Origin of the sequence: Pseudomonas sp. UBA3153, assembly GCF_002364635.1 — a bacterium.
GTDB classification, from domain to species: Bacteria; Pseudomonadota; Gammaproteobacteria; order Pseudomonadales; family Pseudomonadaceae; genus Pseudomonas_O; species Pseudomonas_O kuykendallii.
Genome location: NZ_DEYR01000035.1, coordinates 190,409 through 202,620, shown reverse-complemented (window position 1 = coordinate 202,620; position 12,212 = coordinate 190,409). Strand labels below are relative to the sequence as shown.

At 66.2% G+C, this 12,212-nt stretch carries 9 protein-coding genes; 6 read left to right on the top strand and 3 right to left on the bottom strand.

Annotated elements, in window-relative coordinates:
- Positions 1 to 238 precede the first annotated feature (238 nt).
- Positions 239 to 1,234: an alpha/beta fold hydrolase gene (locus B2X67_RS09200; protein WP_286785297.1), complete on the bottom strand. Its 996-nt coding sequence runs from the start codon at positions 1,232 to 1,234 to the stop codon at positions 239 to 241.
- A 308-nt stretch (positions 1,235 to 1,542) separates the two neighbouring features.
- Between B2X67_RS09200 and B2X67_RS09195 the strand changes: the two genes are divergently transcribed.
- The 3 genes from B2X67_RS09195 to B2X67_RS09185 all read left to right on the top strand — a co-directional run bounded on the left by B2X67_RS09195 (position 1,543) and on the right by B2X67_RS09185 (position 6,796).
- Positions 1,543 to 3,807: an ATP-binding protein gene (locus tag B2X67_RS09195; protein WP_286785296.1), complete on the top strand. Its 2,265-nt coding sequence runs from the start codon at positions 1,543 to 1,545 to the stop codon at positions 3,805 to 3,807.
- A 16-nt stretch (positions 3,808 to 3,823) separates the two neighbouring features.
- Entirely contained in the window at positions 3,824 to 4,306 is a 483-nt protein-coding gene (locus tag B2X67_RS09190; protein WP_286785295.1) for a response regulator, read from the top strand.
- A gap of 87 nt (positions 4,307 to 4,393) precedes the next feature.
- Positions 4,394 to 6,796 carry a response regulator gene (locus tag B2X67_RS09185; protein WP_286785294.1) on the top strand — a complete coding sequence of 801 codons (2,403 nt, stop codon included), beginning with the start codon at positions 4,394 to 4,396 and terminating at the stop codon, positions 6,794 to 6,796.
- 18 nt (positions 6,797 to 6,814) lie between these two features.
- Here B2X67_RS09185 and B2X67_RS09180 read toward each other — a convergent pair whose 3' ends face one another.
- Positions 6,815 to 7,696: a DUF6685 family protein gene (locus tag B2X67_RS09180; protein ID WP_286785293.1), complete on the bottom strand. Its 882-nt coding sequence runs from the start codon at positions 7,694 to 7,696 to the stop codon at positions 6,815 to 6,817.
- Between the two features lie 144 nt (positions 7,697 to 7,840).
- Between B2X67_RS09180 and B2X67_RS09175 the strand changes: the two genes are divergently transcribed.
- Positions 7,841 to 8,062, top strand: coding sequence for a DUF2835 domain-containing protein (locus B2X67_RS09175; RefSeq protein WP_090231334.1), 222 nt, complete (start codon positions 7,841 to 7,843; stop codon positions 8,060 to 8,062).
- A gap of 54 nt (positions 8,063 to 8,116) precedes the next feature.
- Positions 8,117 to 9,148, top strand: a complete 1,032-nt coding sequence (locus tag B2X67_RS09170; protein WP_286785292.1) for a quinone-dependent dihydroorotate dehydrogenase — start codon at positions 8,117 to 8,119, stop codon at positions 9,146 to 9,148.
- A gap of 95 nt (positions 9,149 to 9,243) precedes the next feature.
- On the opposite strand, the gene rmf is transcribed toward B2X67_RS09170, so the two are convergent.
- Complete coding sequence (gene rmf, locus B2X67_RS09165; protein WP_090231332.1) at positions 9,244 to 9,459, bottom strand: ribosome modulation factor; 216 nt, start codon at positions 9,457 to 9,459, stop codon at positions 9,244 to 9,246.
- A 417-nt stretch (positions 9,460 to 9,876) separates the two neighbouring features.
- Between rmf and rlmKL the strand changes: the two genes are divergently transcribed.
- Positions 9,877 to 12,168, top strand: coding sequence for a bifunctional 23S rRNA (guanine(2069)-N(7))-methyltransferase RlmK/23S rRNA (guanine(2445)-N(2))-methyltransferase RlmL (gene rlmKL, locus B2X67_RS09160; protein ID WP_286785291.1), 2,292 nt, complete (start codon positions 9,877 to 9,879; stop codon positions 12,166 to 12,168).
- The last annotated feature ends 44 nt before the right edge of the window (positions 12,169 to 12,212 follow it).

Below are 12,212 nucleotides of genomic sequence, written 5' to 3'. Positions count from 1 at the left end.
TAGGGTGGGTTAGCCGCCACGCGCAGGCAGAGGCATTCGCGAGATGGGTGCGGCGGCGTAACCCACCGGGCGGAGGTTGGCCGGGACACCGCTTGGTGGTTTACGCGGCTGTGTGGTTCGGAGCGGGCAGGTGGATCGAGCGAGGCCGCTAACCCAGCCTAAGGTTCGGGGCCGCTCTGCCGCTGTCGAATTCACGCGCCGCTTTTCGTAGGGCGGGTGCAACCCGCTAACCGATGAGTCAGCGCGCCACAAAGCCTTTCAGAAGCGCCTGGTGGAAACGCTCGGGCGCCTGGATCTGCGGGGAATGGCCCAGGTCGGGGAAGGTCACCAGCACCGCGCCGGGAATCCGCGCGGCGGCTTCCTTGGCCAGTTTCGGGTAATTGCCGAGCTGGCTGCGCAACGCCTCGGGGGCCGCGTCCTTGCCGATCGCGGTGGTGTCCTTTTCGCCGATGATCAGCAGGGTCGGCACCTCGATCCGCTCAAGTTCGTAGTACACCGGCTGGGTCTGGATCATGTCGTAAGTGAGCGCCGAGCTCCAGGCGACGGCTTCGCGCCCCGGTCCGTTGAACATCCCCGCCTGCATCTGCACCCAGTTGTCCCATTCCTGCTGCCATTGCCCGGCGTAGTAGGTGCTCCGCTGGTAGCTGCGGATGCTCTCGGCGGTGGTGTTCAGCTCGCGGGCATACCACTCGTCCACGCGGCGATAGGGCACGCCCTTGGCTTTCCAGTCCTCCAGGCCGATGGGATCGACCAGCACCAGTTGCTCCAGCTGCTGCGGGTACATCAGGGCGTAGCGGGTGGCGAGCATGCCGCCCATGGAGTGGCCGAGCAGGCTGAAGCGCTCGATGCCCAGGCTTTGCAGCAGTGCGTGGGTGTTGCTCGCCAGTTGCTGGAAGCTGTACTGGTAGTGCTCGGGCTTGCTCGACTTGCAGAAGCCGATCTGGTCCGGCACCACCACCCGGTAACCGGCGCCGGTGAGCGCCCTGATCGTGCCTTCCCAGGTCGCGGCACAGAAATTCTTGCCATGCAGCAGCACCAGCACGCCGCCGTTCGGGCGTTCGGGCAGCACGTCCATGTAGGCCATCTGGCGTTTACCGCCCTGGGATTCGAACTCGAAATGCTGCACCGGGTAGGGATAGTCGAAGCCTTCGAGCTGGGCGCCGTAACTCGGCGTTTCCGCCCTAACGGTGGCGGCGGCGCACAGCACGAGCGCGGGTAACCAGCGTCTGTACATGATGTCGTTCCTTATCCGAAGTGAGCGTTACGCCTGTTTGTGAACCTGCGGCGGCGCTTCGGTTCGAGCGATGGCGCTTCGGCCAGACAGGACGCCCTTGGCAGGCCAGCAGCGCCGACGAAAGGTTATCTATCTCAACCTGTACAGGAATTCGATAAACGGGAATTCGTGTAGGATTTTCCTCTGTGTCACTCTATGCCGGTATATTTATCAGGCGGTTGCAGCGTGATGCAGCACGCATCGATCATCCCGGCCGTAGGCGAATCGACCCGTTCGAGTCCCGTTCCGGCTCCGTGAGAGGAACGCCCTTGTCCCCCAGTGAACGTGCAGCCGCGCTGGCCAGCGCCAGCGAAGTCTGTGCCCGAGAACCCATCCACATCCCCGGCAGCATTCAGCCGCATGGATTCCTGCCGGTGTTCGAGGCGTCCGACCTCAAGGTCATTCAGGCCAGCGAAAACGTTGCCGACCTGCTCGGCGTCGAAGTCGCAGGCGTGCTCGGCCGTCACTTCGACGAGTTGCTCGAAGACGCCGAACGGCTGCGCGGCAAGCTCGATTCGCTGGCCAGCGAGGACCGCAATCCGTTTCACCTCGCCGACGTGACGTTCCGGGTCGGCGATCCGGGCTCGGCGTTCGCCCTGATGGTGCATCGCCACGACGGCGTGCTGATCACCGAGTTCGAGGCCGTGGACAATGGCACCGCTGCCTACCCAGACCTCTATCCGTTGGTGCGCACCTTCGTCACGCGTCTGCAGGAAACGCCCACCGTCGAGTTGCTTTGCCAACTGGCGGTGACCGAAGTCAAACGCATGACTGGATTCGGCCGGGTCAACGCCTACCGCTTCGATGCCCTCGGCAACGGTGTGGTGATAGCCGAAGACGCCGATCCGGATTACCCGCGTTACCTCGGCCTGCATTTCCCGGCCTCGGACATTCCGCAGCAGGCGCGCGCGCTCTACCGCGCCAACCGCATCCGTGTTATCGGCGATGCCGACTATCGACCGTCGCCGATCCTGCCGCCGCTCAACCCCGTCAGTGGCCAGCCGCTGGACCTGAGTTACGCGGCGCTGCGCAGCGTTTCGCCGGTGCACGTGCAATACATGAAGAACATGGGCACCCGCGCCTCGATGTCGATATCCATCGTCGTCGACGGCGCGCTCTGGGGACTGATTTCCTGCCACGACGCCGCGCCGCAGCGAGTGGGTTTCCAGACCCGTACCGCCTGCGAGATGCTCGGCCGCATCCTGTCGCTGCAGATCGAAGCCAAGGAAACCCACGCCAACGCCGACAGGCGGCTCAAGCTGCGCGAGCACATCGTGCAGATGCTCTCGCTGATGGCCGATCGCGAACGTGGCAGCGTCGCCGAGGGACTGCTGGCGGCACCGGACTTGCTTCTTGGTTTCGCCCGCGCCAGCGGTGCGGCCATCGTCCTCGCCAACCGCTGCGAGCTGATCGGCGAGACGCCGCCGCGCGAAGCCGTGGAGGCGCTGGTGCGCTGGCTGGCCGAGAGGGAGGTCGGCGAGGAATTCCACACCCATAACGTCGGGCGCGACATCGCCGAACTGACTGAGCTGAGCCGGTACGCCGGCGGGCTGCTGGCGGTGTCGCTCTCCGAGCTGCACTCGCATTACCTGATCTGGTTCCGCCCGGAGCTGGTGCGCACGGTCAACTGGGCTGGAAAGCCTGAGAAACACCTTGGGCAAGGCGGCGCGCTGAACCCGCGGCACAGCTTCGAAAGCTGGCAGGAAACCGTTTTCGGCCAGTCGGCCGGCTGGGACCAGCTGGAAGTCGACAGCGCGCTGGAGTTGCGCAATGCGGTGCTTGGCATCGTCCTGCGCAAGGCCGAAGAGCTGGCCCAGCTGGCCGGCGAGTTGAAGAAGTCCAACCGCGAGCTGGAGGCGTTTTCCTACAGCGTTTCCCACGACTTGCGCGCGCCGCTCCGACATATCGCCGGCTACGCCGAGTTGCTGGGCGAGGTCGAGGGCGGGCGCCTGACCGACAGTGGGATGCGCTTCCTTTCCAATATCAGCGATTCGGCGCGTTTCGCCGGTACGCTGGTGGACAACCTGCTGAGCTTTTCCCAGATGGGCCGTGCCGCGCTGCACCTGTCGGACGTCAACCTGCCCGCGCTGGTCGACTCGATCCGCCAGGAGATGCTTCCGGATTACCAGGAGCGCACGGTGGAATGGCACATCCAGCCGCTGCCGATCCTGATCGCCGACGCGGCGTTCATTCACCTGGCGCTGCGCAACCTGCTGTCCAACGCCATCAAGTACAGCCGTACCCGCGACGTCGCGGTGATCGAGGTGGGCGCCGAGGAACACCCCGACGAACATTGGGTCTATGTGCGCGACAATGGTGTCGGCTTCGACATGGAGTACGCCAGCAAACTGTTTGGCGTGTTCCAGCGCATGCACCGGATGGAAGAGTTCGAAGGCACCGGTATCGGTCTGGCCAGCGTGCGCCGCATCATCGAGCGACACGACGGACGGGTCTGGGCGGAAAGCCGGCCGGACCAGGGGGCGACCTTCTATTTCGCGCTGCCCAAACGTATACATGCCCGCGTTTCACGCTGAGAGGTGATTCAAGCAAATGCTCAAACCCATCCTGTTGGTCGAGGATAACCCGCACGATCTCGAGCTGACCCTGGTTGCGCTCGAGCGCAGCCAGCTCGCCAACGAGGTCATCGTGCTGCGTGATGGCGCAGAGGCACTGGATTACCTGTTCCGCCGCGGCGCGCATCGGGACCGTGGTGAAGGCAACCCGGCGGTGCTCCTGCTGGACCTGAAACTTCCCAAGGTGGACGGCCTCGAAGTGCTCGAGGCGGTACGCAACGCCGAATCGCTGCGCAGCATGCCGGTGGTGATGCTGACCTCCTCCCGCGAGGAGCCCGACTTGCAGCGCGCCTATGCGCTGGGGGTGAATGCTTACGTGGTCAAGCCGGTCGAGTTCAAGGATTTCGTCGCCGCGATTTCCGACCTGGGCATCTTCTGGGCGGTGCTCAACGAACCGCCGCCTGGCTCCGCGCGCCTGGCGCGTCGGCGCACGCCCCGTTCCGGTGGCGACGAGCAATGAGCAGGCCGCCGCGCGCAGCGGCGTGTTCAGCTGTCGTTCCGCCGCCTGTGGCCGGCATTTCCGAGGTACCGAAGTTGGCGGTGATCGATGTCCGCTAGACCGTTGAAGATGCTTTTCGTCGAGGACAGCCCGCATGACGCGGAACTGACTCTGGCGACCCTCAAGCGTCATGGCTTCCAGGTCGACTGGACCCTGGTGCACAGCCATCAGGGCGTCGAGCAGGCGCTGCTTGCCGAGAGCTTCGACCTGATCCTTTCCGACTTCCTGCTGCCGGGTTCCTCCGGCATGCAGGCGCTGCAGGTCGCGCGTCGTCTCGCACCGGAAATCCCGTTCCTGTTCCTCTCCGGCATCTTCGGCGAGGAACACGCGGTCGAGATGATGCGCCTGGGCGCCGTCGACTACGTGCTCAAGCAGAACCTCACCTTCCTGCCCAAGGCCATCGAACGGGCGATGGCGGAAGTCTCCGAGCGTCGCGAACGGCGCCGTGCCGAGGACGCGTTGCATGAGGTCGAGCTGCGCGCCGACCTCGCCATCGAAGCGGCTCGCCTCGGCCTGTGGGACTACCGGCCGCAGACCGATACGCTGATCTGGGACGCACGCTGCAAGGCTCTGTATGGCCTGCCCAGCGGCAAGCAGGTGCGCGACATGGCCACCTTTCTCGACGCCTGCGATCCGGCCGATCGCGAGCGCCTGCATGAGCAGGTGACGCGCACGTTGTCGCGCGACAGTGGCGACGAGTTGAGCGTCGAGTACCGCATTCAGGTGGCGGGTTCGGTGCGCTGGCTGTCGATCCGCGGGCGCGCCTCCTTCGAGGACGGTCGCTGCGTGCGCCTGATCGGCGTGCTGCAGGACATCAGCGAACAGAAACAGGTGACCCTGGCGCTGCAGGAGCTGAACCAGACCCTCGGCGAACGCGTCGAGCGACGCACGCGCGAACGCGATCGCACCTGGGACCTGTCACGCGAACTGCTCGCGGTGATGCGCTTCGACCTCACGCCCATCGCCCTCAATCCGGCCTGGCACGAGACCCTGGGCTGGTCGCGGGAGGAGTTCCTGCAGGGGCCGCTGTGGCATCTGCTGCACCCCGACGATGTCGCCAGCACCCGTGCCGAGGCGCAGCGCATCGCCGACGGCTACGTTTCCACGCGCTTCGTCAACCGCCTGCGTCACGCCGACGGCGGCTATCGCTGGATGTCCTGGACGGTGGTGCCGGAGCAGAGCCTGATGTACGCCGCGGTGCGCGACATCACCAGCGAGCGCGAGGCCCTGGACGAGCTGGCCAGCAGCAACCGCCAACTGCTCGAACAGATCGCCGAGCGCGAGCGCGTCGAGGCCGCCCTGCAGCAGATGCAGCGCCTGGAAGCGGTCGGCCAGCTGACCGCGGGCGTAGCCCACGACTTTAACAATCTGCTGACGGTGATCCTCGCCAGCGGCTCCTTCCTGGCCCGCGATCTGCCGGCGACGCCCGAGTTCGACAAGGCGCGCCAGCGCCTGCGGAACATCCGCGAGGCGGGCGAGCGCGGTGCCAAGCTCACCGGGCAACTGCTGGCCTTCTCGCGTCGCCAGCGGCTGACGCCGGAGCCGGTCGACCTCAACGAAACCGTGCGCGGCATGCTCGAGCTGTTGAAGAGCACGCTCGGTGGCAGCGTGCTGATCGAGACCGAGCTGGCCGACGATCTGCGCCTGGCGCTGGTCGATCCGACGCAGCTAGAACTGATCATCCTCAACCTGGCGATCAACGCGCGGGACGCCATGGCGATGGGCGGCACCCTCTGCCTGAGCACCCGGCGCGAACGGGTCGAAACGCCGCCGCTGGGTGCCGAGGACCCGGAGCCGGGCGACTACGTGGTGCTGTCGGTGCGCGACTCGGGCACCGGGATGAGCGACGAGGTGCTGGCCAAGGCCTTCGAGCCATTCTTCACCACCAAGGATGTCGGCAAGGGTTCCGGCCTGGGCCTCGCCCAGGTGTTCGGCTTCGCCAAGCAGTCCGGCGGCGGCGCGCGCATCGACACCCGCCTCGGTGCCGGCACCACGGTCAGCGTCTATCTTCCCTGCGCGCCGGAGGAAACGCTCGACGCGCCGCCGTCGCCGGCCGAAGCTGCGCATGACGAGACGCAGGGTCAGGCGTGCCAGGTGCTGCTGGTGGATGACGACCCCAACGTGCGCGCGGTGACCGCGATGCTGCTCGACGACCTCGGCTACCGGGTGGTCGAGGCGGACAGCGGCGTGCAGGCGCTGGAGCTGCTCGACGAGCACGTCGACATTCTCCTCGCCGATTTCGCGATGCCCGGCATGAACGGTGCTGAAGTGGCGCGCGCGGTGCGCCGGCGCTTCCCGGACATGCCGGTGGTGTTCATCACCGGTTACGCCGAGTTGGGGGGGCTGGACGTGGAGAACTCTCTGATCGTGCCCAAGCCGTTTCGCGGCGAGGAACTGTCGGCGAAGCTCAATGCGGCGTTGTTGTCCGCCGAATCGCGCGCCGGCGGCTGATCGCGCGGGGCCCGTTTCTCAGGTGCGCGCGTCGCGCAGGCTGGCGAGAAAGCTCGGCACGTCCGCAGCGCCGGCCTGGCGCAGGGCGCGGCCGAGCGAGTCGGCGGCGGCTTCCTCGCGCGGCAGCAGCAGCCATTCCGGCGTTTCGGGCGGGCTGATCCGGTCGAGGCGCGCGTAGGGCGTCCCGCTGCTCAGCAGCAGGTCCATGAATTGGGGATGTGCCCAGGCCTGCTCCGGCAGCGCGAGCACGTGGAAGGCTGCGTCCAGCGCCGCCAGTCCCGCCGGGTTCAGCCGATAGTGCTGGCGAATCGCCGGAAGGATCACCTGCAGCCCACGCCGACGCGCATAGGCCAGCGCCACGCCGAAGGCCGCTACCTGCTGGTGGCCGCCCCAGTACAACCGATTGCCGTGCCAGTCGGCCTGGCGCACCTCGATCTGCTGGCCGCTGAGGTAGCGGGGCAGGGCCAGGCTTATCGCCTTGACGAAATCCTTGTAGCTGATGATGCGCACCGCGCGCCCGGCCGGCGTTGTCGCGAAATCTTCCAGATGCGCAAGCGGGGGTTGCTCGCCGCGCGGCGAGCAGACGCCGTCCAGTTCGCGCAGGTCGAACGCCTCGCTCTCCAGGCTCTGCAGCTCGACGCAGCGCACCAGCAGCGAGTGGGCTTGCGCCTTGACCTGCTGCACCGGACCGGAGAGCGCGCCGCGCGGCAGGTCGAGCAGGCGTTCCAGCGGAGGGCCGTCCTGCCACCAGATACTGTCCTCCGGTCGCTGCAGCGCCTTGAACGGCAGATGCTCCAGCCCGGCGCGCTCGAGCCGCGGGCGCTGCCGGCCGCCCAGGCCCAAACGCTGCGCAAACTGGGACAGGCGCATGGCGAAGGAGGGTGGTTCGGGCACGGACATGGCGGCGCTTCTACTCCCGTAATGCCCGCAGTGTGGCTATGGACGGCGGGTTGACGCTACAACAATCTTTTGACGTCGGAGAGTCGATTCTTCCCGGATGAAGCGCTGTGGCACACTTCGCGAAACCGATCCCACGGACACGCCATGCAGCGCATCCTGCTCGACATCCACATCCCTGCCGACCGCCTGCTGGCGCTCTATCAGGGCCGCGCCAACCGCATCCTGCTCAAGGCTCGGGACGGCCGGAGCGTGAGCCTGCCGGCTCATCACCTGCGGCCGTATTTCGTCCATGACGGCGTGCACGGCGCCTTCGAGCTACAGGTGAGCGATTCCGGCGAGCTGCTGGAGCTACGGCGCCTCGCTTGAAGGTCGCCGCCCCGGCTATAATCCGCGGCTCGCTCACGACCCGAAGCTCGCCCAATGTATACCCTGGCTCGCGACCTGCTGTTCAGACTCTCCCCGGAAACCTCCCATGACCTGTCCCTGGACCTGATCGGTGCAGGCGGGCGGCTGGGCATCAATCGCCTGCTGACCAAGCCGCCGGCAAAACTGCCGGTGTCGGTGATGGGTCTGGAGTTTCCCAATCCGGTGGGCCTGGCCGCGGGTCTGGACAAGAACGGCGATGCCATCGACGGGTTCGCCCAGCTGGGTTTCGGTTTCGTCGAGATCGGCACCATCACGCCGCGTCCGCAGCCGGGCAACCCCAAGCCACGGCTGTTCCGCCTGCAGGAAGCCGAGGCGATCATCAACCGCATGGGCTTCAACAACCGCGGCGTCGACTACCTGTTGCAGCGGGTCGCCGCGGCGAAGTTCGACGGCATCCTCGGCATCAACATCGGCAAGAACTTCGACACGCCGGTCGAGCGCGCGGTGGACGACTACCTGATCTGCCTGGACAAGGTCTACGCCCACGCCCGCTACGTGACGGTCAACGTCAGCTCGCCGAACACGCCGGGGCTGCGCAGCCTGCAGTTCGGCGACTCGCTCAAGCAGTTGCTCGAGGCCCTGCGCCAGCGCCAGGAAGACCTGACGGCGAAGCACGGCAAACGCGTGCCGCTGGCGATCAAGATCGCCCCGGACATGACCGACGAGGAAACCGTGCTGGTCGCCGAGGCGCTGCGCGATGCGGGCATGGACGCGGTGATCGCCACCAACACCACGCTCGGCCGCGAAGGCGTCGAAGGGTTGCAGCACGGCGACGAGGCGGGTGGGTTGTCCGGCGCGCCGGTACGCGACAAGAGCACGCATACGGTGAAGGTGTTGGCAGGCGAGCTGGGCGGGCGACTGCCGATCATCGCGGTGGGCGGCATCACCGAAGGTAGGCATGCGGCGGAGAAGATCGCCGCCGGCGCCAGCCTGGTGCAGGTCTATTCGGGGTTCATCTACAAGGGCCCGGCGCTGATCCGTGCCGCCGTCGACGCCATTGCGGCGCTGCCGGGCTCGGCTCGCTAGCTTCGGGGGCCATGAAAAAGGGCTCCCGAAGGAGCCCTGGGCACTACGCCCGCCGCCCGGTTGGGGCGCGCTTCATGAGATGTAATCGATCCTGATCAGCCGACGGCGTGAAGTTCGTTAAGACGATGAATGCCGGCGGTGCCGGTAAATCCATCCCACTGATCGCCACGTCCCTCGCGCCAGCCGTTGATCCAGGCTTGGCGGGTGGCCGCAAGAGTGAAAGGACAAAGGTCGCGGGATTTACCATGAATGCCGTGCTGATAACCACGCAAGAATGCTCGTTCCAACGGATCACGCTTAAGTCTTCTCATAGGGTGTTGCCCTCACTGGTTGACTGTTATATGTCCCGTTGGCCTCGTGGCGAGGCCAGGCAGAATGCGATCTGCCGACGGAGCCGCTGCCGGCGTCGCGGTCTCCTTCCAGCGGCGTTGCACCGATGGGGTAACTGAGTTCTAACCAATGCCTGGAAGCATTGGAATGATCGTTTTGTCATAAGCACGTAATGCTTTTCTGAGTGAGGCCATAAGAACAGGGCGGGTTGGCACCTGACGGCGCATGAAGGCCGGCGCAACCGCGGCAGTAGACGGGGCGCCGACCAGGGCGTTATTGCGAACTACTCTTGCCTGTGAGGACTCACTATTCCGACGAAGGGTCGTCTACGACCTTTTGCCACTTTCTGACGCGGCGGACACTGCCCGTCATCGACCGCCGCAGGCACCTGGAAACTCATGTCGGACCGTTACGAACTCGTTCTCACCTGCCCCAAGAGCCTCGAAGGGCTGCTACTCGAAGAAGCCACTGCCCTGGGACTGGAAGAGCCGCGCGAACAGACCGCGGCGATTCGCGGTTTCGGCAGCCTGGAGCTGGCCTACAAATTGTGCCTCTGGTCGCGCCTGGCCAACCGCGTTCTGCTGGTTCTCGACCGCTTCACGATCAAGGACGCTGAATCGCTGTACGACGGCGTTCATGCCATCGACTGGAGCGAACATCTACAGCCTGACGGCAGCCTGGCGGTGGAGTTCAGCGGTCATGGTTCCGGCATCGACAACACCCACTTCGGCGCGCTGAAGGTCAAGGATGCGATCGTCGATCGCCTGCGCCAGCCCGACGGCACGCGGCCCTCGGTGGACAAGATTAACCCGCATCTGCGCGTGCACCTGCGCCTGGACCGCGGCGAGGCGATCCTGTCCCTCGACCTGTCCGGGCACAGCCTGCACCAGCGCGGCTACCGCCTGCAGCAGGGCGCGGCGCCGCTGAAGGAAAACCTCGCCGCGGCGGTCCTGATCCGTGCCGGCTGGCCGCGCATCGCCGCCGAGGGCGGAGCGCTGGCGGACCCCATGTGCGGTGTCGGCACTTTCCTGGTGGAGGCGGCGATGATCGCCGCCGACATCGCGCCGAACCTGACCCGCGAGCAGTGGGGTTTCAGCGAATGGCTGGGCCACGTGCCGGCCTTGTGGAAGAAGCTGCAGGGCGAAGCCCAGGAGCGTGCCGCCGCCGGCCTGGCGCGGCCGCCGCTGTGGATTCGCGGCTACGAGGCCGATCCGCGGCTGATCCAGCCTGCGCGCAACAACATCGAACGTGCCGGGCTGAGTGACTGGATCAAGGTCTACCAGGGCGAAGTGGCGACCTTCGAGCCGCGCCCGGACCAGAACCAGAAAGGCCTGGTCATCAGCAACCCGCCCTACGGCGAGCGTCTGGGCGACGAGGCGAGCCTGCTGTACCTCTACCAGAACCTCGGCGAACGTCTGCGCCAGGCGTGCATGGGCTGGGAGGCGGCGGTGTTCACCGGCGCGCCGGACCTCGGCAAGCGCATGGGCATCCGCAGCCACAAGCAGTACGCGTTCTGGAACGGTGCCTTGCCCTGCAAGCTGCTGCTGATCAAGGTGCAGCCGGATCAGTTCGTCACCGGCGCGCGGCGCACGGCGGAGCAGCGTCAGGTCGAACGCGAGCAGGCGCAGGCGCAGGCGCAGGCGCAGGCGCACGCCGAGGAAACCGCGCAAGCGCCGAAGCTCAACCGGAACGGCAACCCGATCAAACCGACGCCAGCGCCCGCGCCGGTGGTCGAGCAGGCTCGTCTGAGCGAAGGCGGGCAGATGTTCGCCAACCGCCTGCAGAAGAACCTCAAGCAATTGGGCAAATGGGCCAGGCGCGAGGGCATCGACTGCTACCGCGTGTATGACGCCGACATGCCGGAGTACGCCCTGGCCGTCGATCTGTACCACGACTGGGTGCACGTGCAGGAATACGCCGCGCCCAAGTCGATCGATCCGGAAAAGGCCCAGGCTCGCCTGTTCGATGCCCTGGCGGCGATCCCGCAGGCGCTGAACGTCGACAAGAGCCGGGTGATCATCAAGCGACGCGAGCGCCAGAGCGGCACCAAGCAGTACGAGCGGCAGAGCGCCCAAGGCACGTTCGTCGAAGTCAGCGAGGGCGGCGTCAAGTTGCTGGTCAATCTCACCGACTACCTCGACACCGGGCTGTTCCTGGACCACCGCCCGTTGCGCCTGCGCATCCAGCGCGAGGCGGCCGGCAAGCGCTTCCTCAACCTGTTCTGCTACACCGCCACGGCCACCGTGCACGCGGCCAAGGGCGGCGCGCGGACCACCACCAGCGTCGACCTTTCGAAGACCTACCTGGACTGGGCGCGGCGCAACCTGTCGCTCAATGGCTTCTCCGACAAGAACCGCCTGGAACAGGGCGACGTGATGGCCTGGCTGGCCGCCGACACCAACCAGTACGAGCTGATCTTCATCGACCCGCCGACCTTCTCCAATTCCAAGCGCATGGAGGGCGTGTTCGACGTGCAGCGCGACCATGTGCAGTTGCTGGACCTGGCGATGGCACGCCTGGCGCCCGGTGGCGTAGTCTATTTTTCCAACAATTTCCGCAAGTTCCAGCTCGATGAGGCACTTGCCCTGCGTTACCGGGTGGAGGAAATCAGCGCCGAGACCATCGCCGCCGATTTCGCCCGCAACCCGCGTATCCACCGCGCCTGGCGTTTTCAGCCGCTAAACGGCTGAGCAAACCGCGCTGGGCAGGCCGTCCTCTCCCCAACAGAGTGGTG